The 23671-nt window shown below is 64.2% G+C and carries 19 protein-coding genes; 8 read left to right on the forward strand and 11 right to left on the reverse strand.

Going from position 1 to position 23671, the window contains the following annotated elements; genetic code table 11:
* Window positions 1-48: 48 nt before the first annotated feature.
* Complete coding sequence (locus V9E98_14310; protein ID MEI2718139.1) at window positions 49-1782, reverse strand: ABC transporter ATP-binding protein; 1734 nt, start codon at window positions 1780-1782, stop codon at window positions 49-51.
* Between the two features lie 156 nt (window positions 1783-1938).
* On the opposite strand from V9E98_14310, the gene V9E98_14315 reads away from it, so the two are divergent.
* On the forward strand, window positions 1939-2598 hold the full coding sequence (locus V9E98_14315) for a hypothetical protein (GenBank protein MEI2718140.1): 660 nt from the start codon (window positions 1939-1941) through the stop codon (window positions 2596-2598).
* A gap of 109 nt (window positions 2599-2707) precedes the next feature.
* On the opposite strand, the gene V9E98_14320 is transcribed toward V9E98_14315, so the two are convergent.
* On the reverse strand, window positions 2708-4675 hold the full coding sequence (locus tag V9E98_14320; GenBank protein ID MEI2718141.1) for a hypothetical protein: 1968 nt from the start codon (window positions 4673-4675) through the stop codon (window positions 2708-2710).
* A gap of 345 nt (window positions 4676-5020) precedes the next feature.
* On the opposite strand from V9E98_14320, the gene V9E98_14325 reads away from it, so the two are divergent.
* The 3 genes from V9E98_14325 to V9E98_14335 are packed head-to-tail and all read left to right on the forward strand — an operon-like array spanning window position 5021 to window position 7643.
* Window positions 5021-5914 (forward strand): ABC transporter substrate-binding protein, encoded by an 894-nt coding sequence (locus V9E98_14325; protein ID MEI2718142.1) that lies wholly within the window; start codon window positions 5021-5023, stop codon window positions 5912-5914.
* A 23-nt stretch (window positions 5915-5937) separates the two neighbouring features.
* Window positions 5938-6867, forward strand: coding sequence for an amino acid ABC transporter permease (locus V9E98_14330; protein MEI2718143.1), 930 nt, complete (start codon window positions 5938-5940; stop codon window positions 6865-6867).
* Entirely contained in the window at window positions 6864-7643 is a 780-nt protein-coding gene (locus V9E98_14335) for an amino acid ABC transporter ATP-binding protein (protein ID MEI2718144.1), read from the forward strand. The genes V9E98_14330 and V9E98_14335 overlap by 4 nt, the downstream gene beginning before the upstream one ends.
* A gap of 4 nt (window positions 7644-7647) precedes the next feature.
* Here the strand turns inward: V9E98_14335 and V9E98_14340 are convergent, their stop codons facing one another.
* The 5 genes from V9E98_14340 to V9E98_14360 form a co-directional block, all read right to left on the reverse strand.
* A complete protein-coding gene (locus tag V9E98_14340; protein MEI2718145.1) occupies window positions 7648-8163 on the reverse strand; it encodes a hypothetical protein in 516 nt (171 codons plus the stop codon).
* A gap of 33 nt (window positions 8164-8196) precedes the next feature.
* The gene (locus V9E98_14345; GenBank protein ID MEI2718146.1) at window positions 8197-8583 is read right to left on the reverse strand and encodes a hypothetical protein; all 387 of its coding nucleotides are present in this window, start codon (window positions 8581-8583) and stop codon (window positions 8197-8199) included.
* A 10-nt stretch (window positions 8584-8593) separates the two neighbouring features.
* Window positions 8594-9088, reverse strand: coding sequence for a sulfotransferase domain-containing protein (locus tag V9E98_14350; protein ID MEI2718147.1), 495 nt, complete (start codon window positions 9086-9088; stop codon window positions 8594-8596).
* A 218-nt stretch (window positions 9089-9306) separates the two neighbouring features.
* A complete protein-coding gene (locus tag V9E98_14355) occupies window positions 9307-11181 on the reverse strand; it encodes a serine hydrolase domain-containing protein (GenBank protein ID MEI2718148.1) in 1875 nt (624 codons plus the stop codon).
* A gap of 120 nt (window positions 11182-11301) precedes the next feature.
* Complete coding sequence (locus V9E98_14360) at window positions 11302-12243, reverse strand: carotenoid biosynthesis protein (protein MEI2718149.1); 942 nt, start codon at window positions 12241-12243, stop codon at window positions 11302-11304.
* Between the two features lie 138 nt (window positions 12244-12381).
* Here V9E98_14360 and V9E98_14365 point away from each other — a divergent pair, with 138 nt between their 5' ends.
* From V9E98_14365 to V9E98_14380, 4 genes are all read left to right on the forward strand, one after another.
* Window positions 12382-14973 (forward strand): PAS domain S-box protein, encoded by a 2592-nt coding sequence (locus V9E98_14365; protein MEI2718150.1) that lies wholly within the window; start codon window positions 12382-12384, stop codon window positions 14971-14973.
* Window positions 14974-15142: 169 nt separating this feature from the next.
* Window positions 15143-15646 (forward strand): DUF6790 family protein, encoded by a 504-nt coding sequence (locus tag V9E98_14370; GenBank protein ID MEI2718151.1) that lies wholly within the window; start codon window positions 15143-15145, stop codon window positions 15644-15646.
* Between the two features lie 88 nt (window positions 15647-15734).
* Window positions 15735-18179, forward strand: a complete 2445-nt coding sequence (locus tag V9E98_14375; protein MEI2718152.1) for a PAS domain S-box protein — start codon at window positions 15735-15737, stop codon at window positions 18177-18179.
* 137 nt (window positions 18180-18316) lie between these two features.
* Window positions 18317-19618 (forward strand): UTP--glucose-1-phosphate uridylyltransferase, encoded by a 1302-nt coding sequence (locus tag V9E98_14380; protein MEI2718153.1) that lies wholly within the window; start codon window positions 18317-18319, stop codon window positions 19616-19618.
* 91 nt (window positions 19619-19709) lie between these two features.
* Here V9E98_14380 and V9E98_14385 read toward each other — a convergent pair whose 3' ends face one another.
* The 4 genes from V9E98_14385 to V9E98_14400 are packed head-to-tail and all read right to left on the reverse strand — an operon-like array spanning window position 19710 to window position 23656.
* Window positions 19710-20213, reverse strand: a complete 504-nt coding sequence (locus tag V9E98_14385) for a hypothetical protein (GenBank protein ID MEI2718154.1) — start codon at window positions 20211-20213, stop codon at window positions 19710-19712.
* Complete coding sequence (locus V9E98_14390; GenBank protein ID MEI2718155.1) at window positions 20191-21258, reverse strand: hypothetical protein; 1068 nt, start codon at window positions 21256-21258, stop codon at window positions 20191-20193. The genes V9E98_14385 and V9E98_14390 overlap by 23 nt, the downstream gene beginning before the upstream one ends.
* Window positions 21259-21302: 44 nt before the next feature.
* Window positions 21303-22220 (reverse strand): ABC transporter ATP-binding protein, encoded by a 918-nt coding sequence (locus V9E98_14395; GenBank protein ID MEI2718156.1) that lies wholly within the window; start codon window positions 22218-22220, stop codon window positions 21303-21305.
* Window positions 22221-22237: 17 nt separating this feature from the next.
* Entirely contained in the window at window positions 22238-23656 is a 1419-nt protein-coding gene (locus V9E98_14400; protein ID MEI2718157.1) for an NAD(P)/FAD-dependent oxidoreductase, read from the reverse strand.
* Between the last annotated feature and the right edge of the window lie 15 nt (window positions 23657-23671).

The following is a 23671-nucleotide window of genomic DNA, read 5'->3' on the forward strand; positions in this document are numbered from 1 at the left end:
CACCGGGTCGACCCATGGCCGGGCCCGATCGGGCGGGCGCCCCTGTGCTCATGACGCCGCCTCACTCGCCGTCAGCTGCGAGTAGACGATCTCTCGGTAGGTCTCGCACGACTCCATCAGGTCGGCGTGGCGCCCTACTCCGACCACGGTGCCGCGATCGAGTACCACGATCTGGTCCGCATCCATGATCGTACTGACGCGCTGCGCCACGATGATGACGGTGGCGGCTTGGGTCTGCACCTTCAAGGCCGCGCGCAGCCGCGCATCCGTCGAGTAGTCCAGTGCCGAGAAACTGTCATCGAAGATGTAGATCGCCGGTCGGCGCACCAGTGCTCGGGCGATTGCCAGTCTCTGGCGCTGCCCCCCGGACACGTTGGCGCCGCCTTGATCGATCTCCGACTCGATGGTCTCGGACATCTCACTGACAAAGCCGCGGGCTTGGGCGGTCTGCAGAGCCTGCCACACGTCCTCATCGGTGGCATCGGCCGCACCAAAGCGAACGTTGCTCGCGACCGTTCCGCTGAACAGGAATGACCTCTGCGGGACGATTCCCATCCGTGCCCATAGGTCTTCTTGGTGCAGCTCTCTGACGTCGACGCCGTCGACGTGAACCGCGCCGACTGTCACGTCGTAGAGCCGTGGGATCAGATTCACCAAGGTGGTCTTGCCGGCGCCTGTGCTGCCGACGATGGCAGTGGTCTGGCCGGGAGACATGGTCAGGTTGACGCCACACAGCACTGGGTCCTCGGCGCCCGGGTACCGGAACTCGACGTCCCGGAACTGCACGACGCCACGAATCGGTGGTGAAGGTACCGGGTCGACGGGGTCACTGATCTGCGGTGTCGTCGCCAACACCGCCTGGATTCTCTCCGCTGAGGCCGCCGCCCGGGGCACCATCACCATCAGCATCACGGCCATCATGACGCTGAACAGGATCTGCATGATGTACGCCAGGAATGCAGTCAGGTCTCCGACCTGCATGTCGCCACTGTCCACGAGATGACCGCCGAACCAGATCACGGCGACCGACGACAGGTTGAAGACGAGCATCAGAGAAGGCATGAGTAGCGCGAACAGGCGCGTGACACGCAATGCAGTGTCCGTGAGGTCGTCGTTCGCCGCTGCGAACCGCTCCTCCTCGCTGCGCGTGCGCACGAAGGCGCGGATCACCCGGATCCCGGCCAGGTTCTCGCGGAGAACTGAGTTGATGCGGTCGATCTTGACCTGCTGCACTCGGAACAGCGGAACCGCCTTGGTGACCATGAGTCCGATCACCAAGGCCATGACGGGGATGATGACCAGGAGCAGTGCGGACAACTGGACGTTCGTCCGCAGCGCCATGATCACACCGCCGATGGCGGTCAGCGGCGCGGAGATCATCATCGTCAGACCGAGCAGCACCAGCATCTGGACCTGCTGAACGTCGTTGGTGTTCCGAGTGATCAAGGAGGGTGCCCCGAACGTGTTGACCTCACGAAGGGAGAAGGTCTCGACCGAACGGAACAGAGCACCACGGACATCGCGGCCGAAGCGCATGGCTGTCCGCGCGCTGTAGTACACGGCAACGATTGAAACGGCACCCAGGATCAAGGTGATGACGAGCATGAGAGCGCCCGTGCGCAGGATGTATCCGATGTCTCCGGTCACCACGCCGAAGTTGATGATGTCCGCATTGAGGAACGGTAGATAGAGGTTGGCGATCGACTGGATCGCGACCAGGACGACCACGATCATCAGCGCGCGCCGGTAGGGCCGCAAGAAGTCGGCGATGAAGCCGATCATCGGGAACGAGGTTTGGGCACAGGCGAATTTCCTTCACGTCTCAACGACATGTTCAGGGTAGTGCCCCGAGTGGGAGTCCCTCGTCGCTTGCCTCTGGGTCCGGGTTTGGTGGGGGGACGGTTCGCATCTGCTTACCGTCCCAGACAGACTGAGTACATGAGTTCAAGCGGGAAGGTCAGCGCCAAAGCCACGGTGTCGCACAAGAGTGTCGTCGGCAAGGAGGTGACGGTCGCAGATCGAGCGATCATCAGCGGCCGGCCCAAGCTGTGGGGCAAGGCAGTGGTCGAAGACACCGCGCGCATCTCTGGCAAGGCCCATGTCAGCGGGCATGCGACGGTCTCCGGGGCGGCGACGGTTCGCGGAAGCGCAAAGGTGTCGGGTCATGCCGTGATCACCGACGACGCCGTGGTCAAGGGCAAGTCGAGTGTCCTCGGTAGGGCGGAGATCTCGGGGAGTTCAGCCGTGTCCGAGCGGGCCGAGGTCCGAGGTCGGGCGCAGGTCCGCGACAGGGCCCACGTGTCGGGTCACGCGGAAGTGCGCCAGTCCGCAGTCGTCCGAGACAAGGCTCAGGTGACCGATAACGCTCACGTGTCCGGAGACGCCGTCATCTCGGGAAGCGCGGTCGTGGGCCGAGGGGCGCATGTCTCGCAGACCCATCACGTGCTCACGGCGACGGTTGACGGTGAGGATTGGACGGTCTACCGAACCCGGAAAGACGGTATCGGTGCCACCCGAGGTGACCGCGGTGTCAGACGCCGCGACATTCCCAAGCAGTTGAAAGTGCTGGCGCGTGAGGCATGGGCGGGTGGCGCTTGATCGTGTCCGAGCCTTGGCCCGGGCGCTGGTTCATGTTCGAGCATTGGGCCGTGGGCCGTTGACTATTGAGCAAGGTGCCTGTGAAACGCGATGGCCGGAGGGCCGCGCTCTATCCGGTGGTGTCCGCCAAGGCCTGTTCGAAGTCGCGAGCACCCTTCTTGAGCCGGTAGGTGTATTGGGGGCGTTGCCAGGGCTCCCAGTTGATGACGCCGACCGGCTGAGCCCCGGAGCCGGTGTTGACCGTGAGCGCGATCGTCTCTACGGGGACACCTGTCGGTGTGCCATCTTTCGGCACGAGCCCGGTCTTCGACGAAGGGTCAGCGATAGCCAGCATCGACCAAGGGACTCGCAGGGTGATCACGTTGTCTTCGGTGTTCCAGGTGGCCAGCGATTCGTACTCGTCATCCTGGGGATCCCACGTGCCACGAATGAGGCGCCCGACGTCCAGGAACTCCGCCGGGAACGTCTCATTGCGCACGGTGACCGAGCGGTTCAGAGTGAGTCGTTGCAGATTCCAGCCGTCGAGATCCGGGGGCAGCAGGTCATCGGGTTTCAGTCCGTCCAGGGTCACCGGGTCCAGAGCGGGAGTGATGTAGGCGTCAGCGGTGCCGTACTGCGGATCCAGGACGATCGCGATGTCATGTGTCGCCGGTGACTGGGGGTCGTTCGGGAGCGGCTGCCCCCCAGGAACCACATCGAATCCCAGCACCACAGGAGATTCGGGAGGCTCGTTCAGCGTGAGCCGCAGGTAGACGTACGACGCATCTGTGTCGACGGCTACTTCGCGGACGTTCTCGGGCGCTTCGTGGATGACCCGCCAACCCGTGCTTACAGGGTCACCGGCGTAGATCCCGAAGGCCTGCTCGTTCGTCAGAGGGTCGTGCCACAGTGATCGACGCTCGGAGTCGACGACGCTTTGGCGGACGGCGGTGTTCCAGGTGAACTTGAACCACTCGTCGGCCCACATGAATAACAAACCGCCGGCCAGCCCGACGTCCTTGATCACCCGAAGCTGTGCGGCGTTCATCGCCATTGCTTCCTGCTCTGAGTGATTGCCTTGATCGCGACCGTTGGTGCCCAGATGCGCAGACCCGAGAGAACTGGGAACCCCGAACTCCGTGACCATCAACGGGATATTCGCTCGTCCGTAGTGCGTCCTGAGGTCGTTCAGATAGCCCGCCCACGGATCGGGCTGGGACGCGCCGGGCGGGACGTAGGACGTGTACTGCTTCGTGTGCCGCAGGAAATCGGGGTAGTAGGGGTAGGAGTGGTAACTCGCGAAGGTTCCTCCCGGCCACCGCTTGGTCGGCAGAACATGATTCGCATCCACGCTGACGAGGTCCTCGGTGGGATTGGGTTCGTTTGAGCCATGGTCGAGCGGATCAGCAGTCGGCCAGTTCACAAAGGCGATCGGTACGCTGCGACCACGCCTCACCTCGGCGGATGCGAGCTCGTCCATCCGCGCCGCGATCCAGCTCTCGGTCGAGTTCACCTGGGTCTTCGTCGTCGACGTCGTGAAGTACTTGCCGCGGTAGGGAGGTTGCGATCGGTTCTTCTTCTCGCTCTTGTGGATCGCGTTGGGATCCCATTCGACACCTATGATCCAGGCCGCCACCCAGGGGGAGACATCCGCGGTGTAGGAGCCGCCGGCGCGACCAACGTCCAACTCCCGTTCAAGATCGCCGCTCACCGCGTCACTGAGGTCGTGCAACTCACGGGTGAAGGCCGCGGTCGGCTTCGGGTCGTAGAGATCGTGGGACTCGAGGTAGGACTCGTCCGGCAGGTAGACCCCGTGCAAGAGATAGATCGGATAGTCGGGATGGGCGAGGTTGTAGTCGCGCAGGGCTTGGTAGAACGCGGGCTGGTGCAGGGTGTACACCCTGAGGAATCGCACACCGAAATCGCCCATCTGCTGGATCCACTGCTGGTACTGCTCGGGGGACATGGCCACCTCACCCGGGTTGTGTCCCGGGATGCTGGTGCCGAGGTTCACCCCACCCCAGAAGTCGATGGGGCCGCCGGCGGTGTGCAGCACCAGACCCGAGTCCGGGCCGGTGCCGGTCTGTTCAGCGAGCACCGAGAGCTTGTCTTGAGTGACAGGTGCCGGGTTCCAGTCGTGGGCCGGATGCTGGACGGGCTCCGGTTGTGATTGGCCGCACGAGGTCATTGACAGCCGCGACAGTGGCGATGAGCATCAGGACGAATGGCTTGCGCACGATGACCACCCCATTCAGGGACCACCCCCCACTCAGGGACCACCCCACTCAGGGACCACCCACTCAAGGACCACCCCGGTCGGTCGGCTTGTCTTCCACGCTAACAGCGGTGCCAGCGTGTTCTCGCAGCGGGAAAGCCGCGCGATTGCCCCCTTCTAGTAGTAGCGTGAGGCACGGTCCGCATCAGATCCTCGAGGAGTTCCCCCATGCGCTTGTTCCGTATCGCTGTTCCGGTCGCGGTGGCGGCCTTGGCCTTGTCGGCGTGTGGTGGCGGTGGATCATCCTCCGGTGATGCGTCGGGCTCCGCTGCTCCCTCGGTCGCGGCCGACGAGGCGTTGGCCGCCAAGGTGCCCGACGCCATCAAGTCCTCGGGCACGCTGACCTTCGGGACCGACGCCAGTTACGCCCCCAGCGAGTTCATCGGTGAGGATGGCTCGACCATCGAAGGCTTCGACATCGATCTGGGCAAGGCCATCGCCGCGAAGCTGGGACTGACGGGTGAGTTCGAGAACGCCGGCTTCGACTCGCTCATCGTTGGCGTCCAGAACGGCAAGTACGACAGCGCCATGTCGTCGTTCACGATCAACCCCGAGCGGTTGAAGCAGGTCAACATGGTGAGCTATTTCGACGCCGGCACCGCTTGGGCGACTGCCGCCGGCAACCCGGCAGGTGTGGCGATCGACAATGCCTGCGGCAAGACGGTGGCGGTCCAGAAGGCAACGGTTCAGGTCGACGACATCGAAGCCAAGGACAAGGCCTGCACCGGCGCCGGCAACCCCGCCATCAACATCCAGCAGTACAACCTGCAGTCCGACGCCACCACAGCCGTCGCGAGCGGCAAGGCTGACGCCATGCTCGCGGACTCCCCAGTGGTCGCCTACGCGGTGAAGCAGTCCGGCGGGAAGCTCGAGCAGCTCGGCGACGTGTACGGCACCGCGCCCTACGGCGTGGCCATCCCGCTCGCGGAGAAGGAGTTCGCCGAGACGGTGGCATCCGCGATCGATGCTCTGATCGCCGATGGCACCTACCAGGCCATCCTCGATCAGTGGGGCGTGGCCAACGGCGCCGTTCAGAAGGCCGAAGTCAACCCGAAGAGCTGATACCCGGCGAGAGCGAGGTACCGGTGGGCAACGACAAGGTCGACGAACCAGTCGGCAGCAAGCCGCCCGCGATCGAGGCGATCCCAGTTCGGCACCCAGGTCGATGGGTGGCCGCGGTTGTGGTCCTCATCGGCGTGGCGATGTTCATCAACAGCCTGGTCACCAATCCCAACTGGGGCTGGCCACTGATCGGCGAGTGGATCTTTTCGCCACCGATCCTCAAGGGGGTCGGGGTCACGATCCTGCTGACGATCCTGGCCATGATCATCGGTCTGCTGTTGGGTGTGGTCCTCGCTGTCATGCGGCTCTCGCCGAACCCCGTGACGAGCAGTGTCGCGTGGGTGTTCGTGTGGGCCTTCCGCGGGACCCCCGTGTACGTGCAGTTGTTCTTGTGGGGATCGATCATCGCTCTCTACAGTACTGTGTCCCTGGGAATCCCCTTCGGTCCCGAGTTCTTCACCTTCGACACGAAGACCCTCATCCCGGCGTTCGTGGCAGCGCTGCTCGGACTCGGCCTCAACGAGGCTGCCTACATGTCCGAGATCGTTCGGGCGGGGATCCTCAGCGTCGACGAGGGGCAGGAGGAGGCCGCGACGGCAGTGGGTATGAGTCGGATGCAGACTCTGCGCCATATCGTCCTGCCGCAGGCCATGCGCGTGATCGTGCCGCCCACCGGCAACGAGACGATCTCGATGCTCAAGACAACGTCACTCGTCATCGCCATTCCCCTTACGACCGAACTGTTCTTCCAGGCCAGCGCCATCGGCAACCGACTGTTCCAGCCCTTCCCCATGGCTGTCATGGCGAGCATGTGGTACCTCGCCCTCACCAGCGTCCTGATGGTCGGGCAGTACTACCTGGAGCGCTACTACGCGAAGGGTGCGATGCGCCAGTTGCCCCCGACCCCGATCCAGAAGTGGAAGCGCCGCCTGCGACTGGGGAGCGCGTCATGAGTACACCGACAACGGGCCAGCACAAGGTAGTGGCCGAGAACGTCCACAAGTCCTACGGCCGCAATGAGGTACTCAAGGGTGTCAACCTGACCATTGACGCGGGCCAGGTCGCGTGCATCATCGGGCCTTCCGGCGGAGGCAAGTCGACGTTCCTGCGGTGCATCAACCATCTCGAGAAGATCGACTCCGGTCGTTTGTCGGTCGATGGTGAACTCATCGGATACAAACAGCGTGGCGCGAAGCTGCATGAGATGAAGGACAAGGAGGTCGCTGAGCAGCGCCGCTCCATCGGCATGGTGTTCCAGCGATTCAACCTGTTCCCTCATATGACCGCTGCCGAGAATGTCATGGCAGGGCCGGTCGTGGTGCGGGGCGACAACAAGAAGGAGGCCCGTGCTCGGGCGCTTGACCTTCTGGGCAAGGTCGGACTCGGCGACCGCGGCGACAGCTACCCCATGCAGTTGTCCGGTGGCCAGCAGCAGCGCGTTGCCATCGCACGGGCGCTGGCGATGGACCCGGACCTGATGCTGTTCGACGAACCCACTTCGGCACTCGACCCCGAACTTGTCGGTGATGTCCTCGATGTCATGCGGCAACTGGCCCAGAGCGGTATGACGATGATTGTCGTCACGCATGAGATCGGCTTCGCCCGAGAGGTCGGCGACGTGCTGGCGTTCATGGACCAGGGGATCGTCGCCGAACTGGGCAACCCGCGCGAGATTCTGGCGAATCCCACCAGCGCCCGGTTCCGGGACTTCCTGGGCAAGGTTCTGTAGCGCGTCAGTGCGGCTTGAGTGCCAGCTGGAACGCAAGCACGATCAGCCCGGCCCCGAGACCCGCGACGATCGCCAGTATCAGCCGCCAACTGCGCAGCCCCACCCGCCAACCGGCCACACCGCCCCAGAACCCCAGCGAGACAACTCCCAGCACCAGCATGGACCTCAGGGTGTCGGAGGGGCTTTGCTGTAACACCAACGATGCGAGCGCCAGGACCACCAGCGGGGGCACGGCGACGAGCGTGAACTGCGCGAAATCCCAGGCGAGGGTCCGCCACTGCCGCCGAGCCGTGATGCCACCTTCGACGACGGTCAGGTCGAGGAAGTCGGCGAAGGTGTGGGCTGTCGCCAGCGCGATGGTCGGTCCGATGACGACAAGTGCGATGCCGCCAGGTCCTTTGAGATCCTGCCAGCCGTCGTAGACGACCAGCAAGGACATCAACGTCACCGTCGTGTACACCCAGGTGCGGACATTGATCCGGAAAGGCCCGACCGAGAGTGGGCCCACTTCGGACGACACACTGAGATTTCGGGCCGCGATTCGCTCACGGATTCACTCGTGTGCTGCGACTGGGTCGGTGGCCGCTGGGCTCGGGTTTGGGTTTGCGAGGGAATCCCATGGCAGTTTGGCCCAGCCTGTCCATTGGAGCAGTCGCCGGTCGGATTCGGCGAAGTGCTCACGCAGCCGCTGCCGGGTAGCCGCATCCATGGGGGGACGCTCACGGTCGCGCACCACGTAGTCGCGACGCAGCAGTCGGCGCCACAGGGATCCGACGCCGTTCTGCTTCAACTGACGTTCTTCGCTGCGGGTCATCGAACGGTAGCGGTTGACTTCAGGCATCACCGGTTCGTCCACTTCGTCGGGCTCCAACCCAACGTGGGTCATCACGCGTGCCAGTTCGGTCTCGGGGGACGAGTTGAGATCCTCGAGTGTGGTCACCAGCAGCGCCTCACCGTAAGCCCTCCCGAGGGGGCGCAACTGGCGGATGTACCGGCCCCGGTCCAGGTAAGAGAACCGGCGTCTGAGCAGGGGATCTCCCGTCGGCGAGTCGGGCCGGCTCGGCAGCGATGGCCTGCTCGAAGGTGGGCAGGGTTTCCTGGTTGCGCCGTGAGTGCCAGTAGTGGGAGTACGCACGCGCAACCGGATCCCGCAGGACCATGATGATTCGGGCCTCCGGCAGGGTTCGCCGCATGCGCCGGCGGGCTGTGGGGTTGTAGCTGTAGACGGGCGTCGATTCCCCGGTTATCTGACCGGGCTCGAGCTGGGGGAACTGGGCGCTGTACCACTCGACGCCCCGGCGCCAGTGCTGATCGAAGAAATGCAGTTCCTTCTGATCCGGTCGTACCACGCGAGGGTGCAGAGCCAGGGCTTGGAACAACGACGTCGTGCCGCACTTCTGGACACCGGCGATCACGAAGGTGGGCACCACGCGTGTCGCGTTCACGTCCGGTCCCATCTGCGGCTGCCTTCCATCGCTCAGTCTTCTCGGAAGTCTCCCTGGCCGCAGTATCCGTGAGCCTCCGGCGGTGACGGGCGGGACAGCATCGTTACCGATTCGGGATCGGCGGCCGGGCAGCACGGCCGATAACTGCGTCATGATACCGCCGGGAACCCACGCGCTCTTCCCAGGGGCGGGGATACTCGTTCGCGGACAGCGACGGCCTATGGGACTGGCGTGTAGGTGACCCCCATGTACTCGATGCGATCGCCCTTGAGCCACACGATGTCGCCCTTGCGTCGTCCGCCTGCGCCGGACAGGCCGAAGGTGAACGCGTGATCGGATGAGAGCGGTCGCAGCACCTGCCGCTCGGGGGACTCAGTCGGCCCCAACTCGAGCAGCGAGAGTCCCGGCGAGACCTTCAGCCGCAACTGGGTCGGGATGAGGTCTGTCGCGAACTTGGGTTTCAGTGTGACTTGGTAGTCGCCGGCAGCGGCTCGCCAGCGGCGCGGAGGAGATTGCGGCGGAACCTTCTCGCCCAAGATCTGGCGGTTGACTTTGGTGCCGCCCCCGTTGCGGGCGACCACAACCCGGCGTCCGGCGATCGTCTGGAAGGCGATCTGCAGGTTGGGGTCGGAATCCGTTCGCCACCACTTGTCGGACATCTGCGTGAACGTGGCATTGGTGACTTCGCCACCCTTGACGAGCGACAGTTGCAGGCTGTCTCCGTCGACGTTCACGGTGGAGTAGCCCACGTACCCGGCATAGATTCCCTGGGCCTCGCGCAACTCGACGTCCGTCGGTGTGCGCGGTCCGAGGTCGGGCAACGAAACGGGCGGTGGCTTGGTGACGCCGGTCTTGGCGGTGTACGCCAACTCCAATGCCCGGCTGGCGATCGCGTCAGCGACTGCGCTACCCCCCACCGTGTTGGTCGACACGAACACGCCGAGTTCGCTGGTCGGGTTGGACCTGCAGCATCGAGAAGTTCCGGGTCGTGGCGCCGTCGTGGCCGAATGTTCGCCCGAGCCAGGAGTCCTTGCAGGAACCACGACAAACCGATGTGGACCTGTTCGTCGATGGCCAAGTCGGTCTGAGCGGTCGTCATCCGCCGAAGCGTCCGCTCCTTCAGGACCCGCCCCTCCGCGCCCCTCCCAGCACCGGCTGGCGGAAGTCCCCTTGCCGGCAAGGGTCCCCCCGCCGACAAGGGTGCGCAGGTAGTTCGCCATGTCCTGTGCCGACGACAGGATGGAGCCCGCCGTCCATCCGTTGACGTATTCGCGCGGATCGGCCTTCATATCGCCGGTGGGCTGACCGTCGGGGCCTACCGCGGGCGAGTAGTTGCGGGTCATCGTGCGGCTGGGCGCGAGAGTGTCGTCGAAGGACGACGAGGGCATGTCCATGCGACCGAACAGGGTCCGAGCCGTCCGGTCGGCGTACGGCTTCCCGGTCACGTTCTCGACGAGGGCCTGCAGCAGGACGTAACCGCTGTTGTTGTAGGCCCACAGTGTGTTGACGCGGCGTTCGGGCGGCATGTTCGCCAGTGTTCCCATCAGCCATTGGTGGAAGTTCCGGTCGGGTTTCTTCATGGTGATGAGTCCGTAGAAGATGTCGCCGGGCACACCCGAGTGGTGATCGAGGATGGATCGAACGGTGATCGTGTTGTTCCGGAACCGTGGAAGCAACTTCAGAGCCGGAACGTACTTGGTGATGGAGGCGTCCAGATCGACTTTCCCCTTCTCCACCAGTTGCATGACCGAGATGGCCGCGAATGTCTTGGACAGTGAACCGATGTGGAAGAGCGTGCGCGCATCGACAGGCCGCCGATCGCGTCGGTCGGCCCAGCCGAACCCGCGGGCCATGATCGTACGGTTGCCGTCGACCAAAGCGACGGTGGCGCCCACGACACCCGACTCGGCCATCATCGCGGGTATCTCACTGTGCAGCGTCGCGACAACTTGTTCGTAGTCGACATCGTCCGCCGCTCCCACCGCAGCAGTGTGATCCGGGAGGTCGGCCGGGGCGGGTGCTGCTGCCAGGGAACTCGCCACCAGGGCGATGGTTCCGATAGTGAGGGCGAGAAAGCGACTACTCACAGTCATGGAGAACCTCCAGAGTGACATCTTCAGTCTAGTACCGGGGGGGAGGCGAGCCCGCCCGGAGCAGGCTGTTCCGGCTGTTCCGGTTCGGTGGGAGCGCAGCCGTGCCAACGGTCGGGGGAGTCAGGTGGGTTCGGGAGTGGTCGACTGCTTGTGCTGTTCCAGAACGGCGGGGCCGGGCCAGGACCACAATGCCAACAGCCCCACCACGATCGTCGGACCCATGGTGAACGTCCCGATCAGCACAGCCTGGATCAATCCCGGATCGAACCACGACATCTCGAGCAGGCCACCGAGGAGCGTCAGATAGAGGAATCCATAGATCAGGATGGGGACGGCAGCAGCAGACCGGGTGGTGATCCGGGCCGGGCGCGAGGCGACCATCACGAAGATCGTGGTGATCGTCAGGGGGACAAGGACCCAGCCGACGAAGTTCTCCAGGGGGATTCCCGCTCCGCCCTGCCAGGACTCGAGGTCCGGAAGGTAGGGACCTCCGTCGATCCACCACCACCAGGCCGGTGACCCCAGGACCTCTTGCCAGACACGCGACACGGCCAATGGATCCGCCATCAGATCCCAGGCGGCCGTCACGACTCCGGTGGCCAGCCCTTGCAGCAGTGCATACCCGAGGCGAGGGAGCCCATCGGCGGGCAGAGGGGAGTTGCGGCGTGCGAGCCAATCGACCATGGCGAAGGCGCAGTACACCACCGTCCCCCATACGAACACGATCAGGATGGGAACCCCACCGACACGGGGACCGAGGCCGTCTGTGTAGTGATAGTCGCCGAAGATCAGTCCGTAGTTGTCGCCCAGGAACTCGGCACCGAAGGCAAGTATCGCCGTTAGCCCGAAGAACACGACAGTGTCCCGCCCTCCGCGTACGACCGCGCTGTGCCAGACACACATGACGTAGAGTGCCGTGCTCCCCATCCCGGCCACCTGCATCTGGAGCGCCGCGTTGCCCGTCAGGTAGGTGAAGGCGAAGACGCCCACCGTGAGTGCCATCAGGGCAACAACGATGATGACCATCACTCGGGTGGTCCTGCGGTGGGCAGTGTCGATCATCTCGCCTTCAGCGTAGGCCGTGGCGGAACCGGGGGCCGGTGGGCCCGGGCTGAAGGGAGATCGGCGTGCCAGATGCGAGCAGATTCGGCATCCTAGAAGTGTCCAGAGACTGAGTGAGCACGGCATGGGAGGCGGCTGATGGTAGGCGCCGGAACCTCCAGAGAGACCAGAGGCGCTGCCACCGCCGACCAGGTGGCCCGACTGGAGCGTCGCCTGGAAAGGGAACGCAGGGCACGACGCCAAGCGGAAGACCTGCTGGAGAAGAAATCGCACGAACTCTGGCAGCAGTCGCAGGCTTATCAGATGCTCGCCGAGAACGCCTCCGATTTCGTCTATCGGACGTCCGCCGACGGCACGATGTCGTGGGTCTCTCCATCTGTGGCGACGCTCGGATGGGAACCCGCCGATCTGGTCGGAATGCCCACCCGCAACCTGGTGCATCCTGACGATCAACCTGATCTCGACGCTCGGCGCCGTGCGTTCCTCAGCGCGACGAGCAAAGCCCGGCAGATCACCGGGTACTTGGTCCGAGTCTTGGCGAAGGATGGCACCTACCACTGGATGTCGAACCGGGTCACTCTGCTCACCGATGCCGATGGATCCCCTGCCGGTCTCGTGGGTGGTCTCACATTGGTCGATGAGCTTGTCGAGGCGCAGAGCCTCCTGCGGGCCGGCGAGCAACTGCTGCGTCTCACGATCGATTCGGTGTTGGACCCCTTGGTCCTTCTCCAGGCCATTCGCGACGATGCCGGCCAAATCTCGGACTTCCGCTACGTGGACGTCAACCAAGTCACCAGTGAGTACCTGTCACTGAGTCGGGATGAGTTGATCGGGTCAAGTCTGCTGGAACGTTCGCCGGGCGTGCGCGAGAGCGGCTTGTTCGACCTGTATGTGGCGACGATGCAAACCGGGGAACCGACCATCGAGGATGATTTCCACTACGACAACGAGATCCTGGGAGTCGCGCGTTACTACGACCTAAGGGCCCAGCCGGTGCCTGAGGACCGGCTGGTGCTGACTTGGCGAGACGTCACCGAGCGCCATGAAGCAGCGGACCGACTGCGCGAGAGTGCCATTGCCTACCGACTACTGGCGGAGAACAGTACCGATGTGGTCCTGCGGGTGGATATGGACGGGGTGATCGGCTGGGCCTCACCTGGCGTCCACAACATGCTGGGACGCGACCCGGACAGTTTGATCGGAACCACCAACATCGAGCTGATCCACCCCGATCATCGAGAGACTGTCCGGCTCGAGATCGAGACGGCACGCGGGCGGGGAGAAGACACGAGATTCCGTTTCCCCGTCCTGCGCGCGGACGGCTCATCGATTTGGGTCGAGTCCGCAGGAAGGCAGGTCATCGACCCCCAGAGTGGGGACAGTTTCCGGGTGGTTCGACTACGTGACATCGATGCCGAACATCGCACTCAGATGGAGCTGATGACCACTAGCAAACGACTGCGATCGACGCTCGACTCGCTCATCGACCCGCACATCGTGCTGCGTGCCGTCCGGGAACCCGACGGCTCGATCACCGACTTCAGCTACGTCGACGCGAATCCGGTCGCGCTCACTTACCTCGGTCGAGACCGAGAGGAACTGTTGGGGCACGGTGTTCGTGAGGTATTCGGTGAGGGCGAAGGCCCCGCGAACATCCTCGAGTGGTGCAGTCGGGCACTGAGGACGGAGGAACCGATCGTTCTGGACGACGTTGCGATGGTGTCGGCCGTCAAAGGCATCCCGCGGCGGTTCGACATCCGGGCCATGGCGTTCGGGGGCGACTCGGTGAGTTTCACCTGGCGGGACACGACAGCCCGATTCGAGGCGGGGCAGCGTGTGGCTGACTCCGAGCAGTACTACCGACTACTCGCGAACAATGTCTCCGATGTCGTGCTGCTATCCCGTGACAAGGTCATGAAGTGGGTGTCGCCGTCGCTGACTCCCTCACTTGGCTGGGCGCCGCAGGACTGGGTCGGACATGAGATCACCGAGTTCACCCACCCGGATGACGTGGTCATCGTCGGTCGGTGCCGTTCGGAGGTGGAAGCAGGCAGCAACAAGATCGTCCGCCTCAGGTTCCGTCACCAGAACGGCTCCTACCACTGGGTCGAGGTCAACGCCGCTCCCTTCACCGATGCCGACGGCAATGCCGGAGGCATCATGGCCTCGTTCAGGATCATCGACGAACAGATCCGAGTGGAGCAGCTGCTGCAGTTCCAGGTACGCCACGATCAGCTCACGGGACTGCTGAATCGCGACGAGATCATGCGTCGGTTGATCGCAACGCTGAACCACGAAGAGCGCCAGGGTCGGCGCACTTACCTCGCGTTCATCGATCTGGACAATTTGAAATCAGTCAACGACGACTACGGTCATGCCGCGGGCGACGAGTTACTCCGAGTGGTCGCGGCCCGCATTCAACATGCCCTGCGTGACGGGGACATGACCGCGCGAGTCGGTGGCGACGAACTCCTCATCGTCCTGCAAGGGGTGCGCGGCCCAGACGATGCCGTGGCGGTGATGCGCGCCGTTCTCGAGAAGGCAGCCGGCGATCACGTTTTCCGCGATGTGGTGCTGCGGCCGAGGATGAGCGTCGGACTCACCGAAGTTACGCGGGGCGAGGACGTCGAGGAAGCAGTCACGCGCGCAGACGACGCGATGTATCGGGCGAAAACCGCAGGCGGCAACCGCGTCGAACTGGCGCATGGACCTCACTTCGACGCTCGCTGAGCAGCAGTAGTCACCGAGAACCCTACTTCTGCCCTTCCACCGCATCTATCACTGCGCGAAGCACCATGCTCGTCGGCCACTATGACGCTAGCGACAAGGGGTCCGACGAGCCGAACCCTGTGACTTCGCCAAGGGCTAGCGTGGGGGAAGGGACCAACCAGGGAGGATCATGAGCACTGCCGCACCGGCCGTCACTGCCGACCCTCGGCCATCCGCATGGGTGATGTACGCGACCTATGTGGTCGGTGCGGTCGGGCTGTTCCTGGGTTTCGGCGGTGTCTTCGGCGATCCCCCCACTTTGCGCTGGGCCACCTTCCTGGCGGTGGGACTGGGCGGGCTGCTGTCGTTCGTCCGGCACAGCCTGCTGCACCGATCCGATGCCGCACGAATGGGGTGGGACTACGGTCGACGCAACAACTTCCAGATCGAGGTCGGGCTCGCCAACCTCGCGTGGGGGCTCGTTGCAGTACTCGCCTCAGTACTGAACTGGGGTCTGGGTGTGCAGGCCGCGATGTTCCTGACATTCGGCTGCTACCTCACGTCAGTTGCGGTCATGCAGCTCGTGTCCCCTGGTGGCCAGCGCCGGTCACTCGGACCCATGATCGCCATCGCGACTTTCGGTATCTTCCTGCTCGTGGTGGGTGGTCTCGGGATGGCGGCGACGAACCCATGATGGTCGGCTTCTCTCCCGCTCGCGGCGTCGTCGGGCCGCACGAATACCCCATGGGGGCGCCAGAACACTCTGATCGTGTAGGTCGGCTGTGAACAAACCACAGGAATTGGCTGGGGACCCAGGGGTTTCGTACTGGCGTGACCTACTGGACGCTTCTGCCGACGCGGTCATCGAGTACGCACCGGGTGCCATCGTGGTGTGGGCGACTCCGTCCGTACGCACGGTGTTGGGGTGGGATCCGAACGAGATCGTGGGGAAGAAGTTCGATGCCGTCGCGCATGAAGACCAAGCCGCGGTGGAAAGGATCAATGCCGAAGTCGTCCGGAAGCGGCTTCCCAAAGCGCGATACCGCGTGAGGTCGGTCTGCCGAGACGGGTCCTTGAAGTGGACGGACACTTTAGTGCGGTACCGCTGGACCGAGACGGGCAAGTTGGCATCGATGGTTGCCGCCATCCGCGACATCTCGGATCTGGTGGCTGCCGAGGACGAAGTGCTCCAGGCCGACCAGCGTTTCCGGTTGGCGATGCTGCACGCGGCAGTGGGGATGGCCATTGTTGCGCCGAATGGAGGATTTCTGGAAGTCAATCCGGCACTCTGCCAGATGCTCGGTCGCAGTGACCAGGAACTGATGTCAGCCACGTGGCAGGCGTTGACCCACCCGGAGGACCTCGGAGTCGACCAGGTCCTGGTGTCCGATGTCCTGGCGGGGCGGCGAGATTCCTACCGATTGTTGAAGCGCTATCTACGGCCCGACGGTGCGGTCGTGTGGGGTGACCTGTCGGTTTCCTGTGTCCGGGAGGGCTCCGGAGAGGTCAAGTACTTCATCTCCCAGATCACCGACGTCACTGTTGCGGTGGAGTCCCGTGAGGCCCTGGCCGACTTCGAGGAACGCTATCGGCTGCTCGCTGATCACAGTTCCGACGTCGTCATGCGACTGCGCAATGACGGCATCATCGACTGGGTGTCACCGAGCGCCCAGCAGGTCGTCGGGCTGGATCCGGAGGCGATGGTGGGCACGCCGGCGCAGAGTCTCGTCGCACCTGAGTACAGGTCAGTGTTCCAAGAACAAGTGCTTGCCTCGCGTGCTTCAACCACGAGTTCCCCGATCCCCTTGCCCATGAGGATGCCGAACGGATCCACGCACCAGTTCGAGATCGTCGGGTGGCCTGTCCTCGACGGTCATGGCAATGCGCAGTTCCAGGTCTTGCGCATGCGTGACGTCGAGGGAGAGTATCGGGTGGGTCGTGAGGTCGTCGTCGCTCGCGAGACCCTACGGGCGGTCCTGGACTCGCTCCTGGATCCCCATGTTGTTCTGCGAGCCAAACGGGATGCCGACGGCACGATCACGGACTTCGTCCACCTGGAGCTCAATGCCGCCGCCTCGGAGTACTTGAACCGCGCACCGGACGAACTGATCGGACATGGGATCCGGGAACTGTTCGGGACCGGCGAGTCCACCGAGAACCTCATGAGATGGTGCACGGCGGCTCTCGAGTCACGGGAACCTGTCGCCATGGAGGACGCGTTGATGCTGTCGGTTATCCGAGGCATCCCCCGTCGCTTCGATGTGCGGGTCATGACTTTTGCTGAGGACTGGGTCAGCCTCATGTGGCGCGACGTGACCGAGCGATTCGAAGCCAAGCGCCGACTGGCTGACTCCGAACAGCGTTTCAGGCTCATGGCCGACCGGTCCACCGACGTGGTGGCGCTGGTTCGAGATGGCGTGTTCCGATGGCTGTCACCCTCGCTGACTCTCGCGCTCGGTTGGACGCCGGATGAGTGGATCGGTCACGGGTACGAGCAGTTCGTCCACCCCGATGACCTGGAGGTGGCCCAGCACAGGCAAGCGGAGATCGAAGCCGGGGCGACACGAATCACGCGCCTGCGTCTGCGTCATCATGACGGCTCATTCATCTGGGTCGAGGTTCACGCCGCTCCGTTCACCGGCATGGAGGGGGAGTCCGAGGGCATCATCGCGTCCTTCCGCCTCATCGATCACCGTTTCACCCCCGATCAGTTGGAGGCTTTCCAGGAGCGCCACGACGAACTCACCGGGCTGCTCAACCGCGATGAGGTCCATCGGCGACTCACGGTCATGCGCAGCCATGAAGCTCGGACCGGCAATCGGGCGTTCCTCGGGGTCGCGGACGTGGACAATCTGCGCTCGATCAACGACAACCATGGGTACGCGTTCGGAGATGAACTGTTGCGGCAGGTCGCCCGGCGAGCGCGGGAGTGCGTGCGAGACGGGGATCTGATCGCGCGCGTGGGGGGCGATGAGATCTTGCTGGTCCTGGATGGCATCCGCACCACGGATGACGCACTCAAGGTGCTGAACAAGGTCTTGGCGGCCGTCAATGAGAGTTTCGAATTCCGAGATGTCATGCTGCAGCCACGAATGAGTATCGGCATGACCGAGATCGCTTCCGGTCAGGATGTCGAGGCGGCTCTCTCCCGCGCCCAGGAGGCCCTGCGTCGCGCCAAGGAGAAGGGCGGCAATCACGTCGAGATCACCGTGGTCTCCCGCCCATGACGAGAACTCGCGTCTGGATGAGCCTGCTGTGCAGGAGATGTGCAGGAGAGTGGTGTCACCCGCATGGGGCCTCAGGCACGATGTGATGGGCACGATCGGTAACGGATGACGGCGCAGGCCGACGAAGGAGAGCGGACATGAGTCAGGAAGGACTGCGCGCCGCGCAAGACCGCATGAGGGCAGCCGGGGTTGCCCCCGAAGCAATCGATGTCTTCAGTCACTACTACGGGGAGTTGGAGGCGGGCGTCACGGGTCTCATTCCCGAGGACACGATCGAACCACTGCTCGACCCACCGGCGCTCGCGGCGATGGCGCCTGACCCCGAATCCGCCCAGCGTGCGTTCAGCCAGACGGCCATGATCAAACTCAACGGTGGCCTGGGCACCTCGATGGGAATGGATCGTGCCAAGTCGCTACTGCCAGTGCGCGATGGTCAGACGTTCCTGGACCTCATCGTGCAGCAAGTCCGCAGCGCCCGCGCCGCGCATGGTGTGACGCTGCCGCTCATCCTGATGGACAGTTTCCGAACCCAGTCGGACACTCTTGAGGCGCTGGCCGGACATCCCGGTATCGAGGTGGACGGACTACCGCTCGACTTCCTGCAGAACCTCGAGCCCAAACTCCGGTCGGATGACCTCACCCCGGTCGACTGGCCAGCGGACCCCGACCTCGAGTGGTGTCCGCCCGGACATGGTGACCTCTACACCGCAATCCTTGCCTCGGGGGTGCTCGACGCGCTGCGAGACCAAGGCTTCCGGTACGCGAGCGTGTCCAACGCCGACAATCTCGGTGCGGCACCAGATCCGGTCCTGGCTGGATGGTTCGCGACGACGGGCGCCCCCTATGCGGCTGAAGTGTGTCGCCGGACCCCGGCGGACCGCAAGGGTGGCCACTTGGCGATCCGCCGATCCGATCGTCGCCTCATCCTGCGTGACACCGCCCAGACCCCGCCCGACGAGATGCACTTCTTCACCGACGAGCATCGCCATCCGTTCTTCCACACCAACAACCTGTGGTTCGATCTCGACCAGCTGGCCGGAGCGCTGCGTGATCGTGGGGCCGTTCTCGGTCTGCCCCTGATTCGCAACGTCAAGACCGTCGACCCCACCAGAGCCGACAGTCCTGAAGTGGTTCAGATCGAGACCGCGATGGGTGCTGCGATCGAGGTGTTCGATGGCGCCACAGCCGTCGAGGTTCCGCGCAGCCGGTTCCTGCCGGTCAAGACGACCAATGATCTGATGCTGCTCCGGTCGGATGTCTACGAGCTCACCACATCGGGGAACTTGAGCCTGGCCATGGATTCCGCGCCACTCGTCGATCTGGATCCGCAGTTCTTCCGCACGATCTCCGACTTCGACGGACCGCTTCCCCTCGGGTGTGCCTTCGCTGCGGCGCGCGCGACGTTTCACTGTTCGGGGAGACTGGACGTTCGGGAGTGACGTCGTCGTCGAGGGTGATGCCGAGCTCTCCGACCCGGGCGAGCCTGCCCAGGTCCCGCCCGGCAGTGTCCTCTGAACCAGCCGGGTGTCGTCACATCAGGTCCCTGCGTCGGAACCCGACGAACCCGACCGTGATCAACACCGCGCTGATCGCGCTGATCCACATGAGCCCGGTCCAGTCTGGTTCGACGCTCGTGACATTGGGGACGTGCCAGAAGGGACTGACGCTGAGAATCCAGTCCCAGAGGTTGAACAAGGGGCCGAGGATCGTCAGGGCGAAAGCGGCCACCAAGCCGAGCCAACCGATGATGCGGACTCGCGGAACCGCCCCTACAACGGCGAGGCATAACGCTGTCAAGGTCCAGACCGCCGGGATGGTGGCCAGGCTCTGCACGAAGACGTCAACCGTCGAGATGCCGGCGTTCGAAGCAGCTGCGACGGCGCCGATGATGAGTCCGCCGAGCATCATGGCGATCGCGGGTCCGACGAATGCGATGACCGCGAAGCCTGCCAGGTATCGGGAGCGAGCCAACGACCCCGCGAGCAGCTGGTCCATCCTCTCGCTGGATTCCTCAGCCGGTACTCGCATCATCACTTGCACTCCGTAGACCCCCGCGATGATCCCCACCAGGCTGAGGAGCGTGGCGAGGAAGGCGAATGTCAGGTCCGGTCTGGGAGACGGCCCCGGCAGCCAAGGCACGGGCGATATTCGGATTGCTGGCGATGACCTCGCCGACCGATGTCGCCAGCACTCCGAAAACTACGCCCAACACCGCGAATGCGAGCGTCCAGGCGATGATCGAGCCACGGTTCAGCCTGATGGCCAATCCGAACGGTCGCGCCACCCAGCCGCCGTGCGCGGGTCCCCGTCGGGGCGGTATCAGGCCCATCCCGAAATCCCTTCGGGACTGCAGCGCAAATGCGAGCGCCAGCATGGCCAATGTGAAGGCCAGCGACAGGAGCAGGGGGTTGGGATCGTTTTCGGTCGCAGGTTGTACTTGTTCCAGCCAACCGAAGGGGGTCAGCCACACCGCCCATTCGGGGGCATCGCCGGCATCGACATAGCCGCGGGCGACGAAGAGGGTACCCATGACGCCGATGGCGAGGGTACTGGCGCTCCGGGAATCGGATCCGATCTGTGCGGCGACAGCCGCAACGGCTGCCCACATCAGTGCAGATGAAGTGAAAGTCGCGGCCAGCATGGTGGTATCGCCAGGATTCCCACCCACCACAACGGTCACGATCGTCGACATGACTCCCAGAAGCACGGCGGCCAGGGCGGCCATGAAGACGGCGACCGCCAGGCGGGTCGGACGACTCATGACACCTGAAGCCAGCAACTCCGCTTGTCCCGAGTCCTCATCGGCACGACTGTTGCGAACAACGATGAGGATCGCCATCAACCCGGCGAAGAACGCGCCGAGCATCCCAGCGCGCCAACTGTTGAATCCCTCCGCCGTCATCAGATCGCGTGCCGGCCCGAAGATCAGACTGAGGGCAGGGTTGGCACTCACGGTCAGCGACAGCTCGTTGCGCTCGGCCGGGTCGGGAAAGACCCAGCTGTACGCGAGAACGGACGACGCGGACAGCGCCGAGATCAGGACCACCCACGGCATGATGTTGGGCAGATCCTGTCGCATCGCGACTCTCAGCAAAGGCCGCAGGCCGGTGAGGTGTCCCCGTCTCATCGCTCCCGCCCAGGGGTTTCGTCGTCGTAGTGCCGCAGGAACAGGTCCTCCAACGAGGGCGGTGTCACCGTCAACGACGAGATCCCGAACTCGCTCAAGGTCGCCATCGCGCTGTTCAATGCGGAACTGTCGAGCGACGCGGTCAACTCGTCGCCTGCCAGGGTTGCCCCTTCGCGGAACGGTAATCCCTCGAGGCTGGCCGGCGGGGAGTTCAGGACTGCCCGAATCGTGGTCCGCGCGTGACCACGTAGTTGTGCCAGGGTCCCGGTCTCGACCGTTCGGCCATCCCGGATGATGCTCACGGTGTCCGCGAGCGCTTCGGCCTCGCTGAGGATGTGGCTGCTGAGCAGAACGGTCCGTCCTTGTGTTTTGGAGTGAGCAATCTCCTCCTGGAAGACGGACTCCATCACCGGGTCCAGCCCGGACGTGGGCTCATCGAGCAGCAGGAGTTCCACATCTGCGGACAACGCCGCGACCAATGCCACTTTCTGGCGATTGCCTTTGGAGTACTGCCGACCTCGCTTGGTCGGGTCGAGATCGAACCGCTCGATCAGTTCAGCTCGTCGGGTTTCGTCAAGGCCACCCCGCAGGTTGCCGAGCAGGTCGATGGCCTCCCCTCCGGTGAGCCCGGGCCAAAGATTCACCTCGCCGGGCACGTAGGCCAAACGGGAGTGAAGCTCCACGACGTCGCGCCAGGGGTCACCCCCGAGCACGGCGACCCGGCCACCATCGGCCCTCAGCAGGCCCAGCAGAATGCGCATTGTGGTCGACTTGCCGGCCCCATTCGGACCGAGGAACGCGTGAACCTCTCCCTTCTTGACGCACAAATCCAGCCCGGTCAGGGCGGGGAACGAACCGTATGACTTCGCAAGCCCCTCGATCTCGATGGCGGGGTCTGATGCAGGTGTGCTCACACTTGCATGGTCCCGCGTCAGGGCCGTCCTTGTGCGTTCAGCCCGGACAGGATCTGTGCGGCTGCTCGGCGGCCCGAGCGCAGTGCCCCATGGACAGTACTGGGGTAGACAGGGTCCGTAGCTTCGCCGGCGATCAGGACCGGGTTTCCAGGCGGTGACTCTCCCAGCCTGCGATGGTCTGCCATCGTCGCCCCCGGGGGACGGATGGAGTACGAGCCCCGCGTCCAGGGTTCCGAGCGCCATCGCTTGACGGCCACGCCCTCAGGGTCCGGGAGCCGCCAGTTCGTCTGGTGCCGCAAGTCGCGCATCACTCGGTCCGCCACTGCCGCATCATCGTTCGTCTCGACCCAGTCGGCACCCGCACCGGCGGTCAACCCGACGAGGACGGGCTTCGAGGTGACCCGACTCAAGTCCCACCACTCAGCGACCGGAGCGAAGGAGTCGCCCGCCAGGCCGAAGTAGTCCGGCCCGTGGGGCCACGCGCGGCGGTGGAAACGAAGGGCTACCTTGTTCAACAATCCCATGTCCAGTGCCGCCAGGGCTGTTCTCTGGCGTGGCGACAGGTCTGGATCGAACCGCATGGTCCGCAGCAGGGGAATCGGGACGGTCACGATCGCTTGGGTGGCGGAGAACGTCACACCCTCTGCGGTGCGTACGGCAACGCCGAGGGGACCGTGGTCGACCTGAGTGACGATCGTGCTCAGCCGTACATCGATGCCTTCCGCCAACCCCTGCGCGAGTTGGACGTACCCCCCGGGAAACATCGCGGACCTTCCGGCGAACTCACCGTCCTCCCAGAAGTACCAAAGAGAGAGCCGATTGGGGTCCGCCGCATACTCGTCCTCGATCTCCGAGCGCAGGAACCAGCGTGGCCCAGGAGCCAGCGAATCGATCGGATTGCCGGTGGCAGCGAATCCTCGAGCCAAGCTCACATCGGCGTCCGGGATGTGTTCGCCCCATGCGAGGGCCCGTCGGAATGCGTGGCGATACTTCCGCCACGCCCGATTCTGTTGCGACCGGGACCATCGGTGGGAATCGGAATACAACGCCAGAGACTCTCCAACTCGGATTCGCTTGATCGCGAAGTCGTCGGCAAGTCGGGTCACCGGATTCCCCTTCGTGCCCTCGAGCCACGATGCCCCCATGTCGACCGGAACGCCCAGAGCGTCACTGGTGTCGAGTCGACCGCCGATCCGGTCGCGGGCTTCGAGAACGATCACTGACCGTCCCCGTCGGTGCAGTACACGAGCGGCCATGAGACCTGCTGCGCCGGCACCGATGACAATCACGTCCGCGGCCGTCCCCGTGGCACGGGTTGCCGTCGCAGCTCGCGGCGACAACATGACCTGCCCGCTGCCCGCGGCGACTGCCAACGATCCGAGCCCGACGACCTGCAGCAATCGCCTGCGGCTCAGCGCCGGTTGTTGTGAAGGCACTCGGTCATCGTCGCC

The sequence above is a fragment of the Candidatus Nanopelagicales bacterium genome (assembly GCA_037045355.1).
In the GTDB taxonomy this organism is placed as follows: domain Bacteria; phylum Actinomycetota; class Actinomycetes; order S36-B12.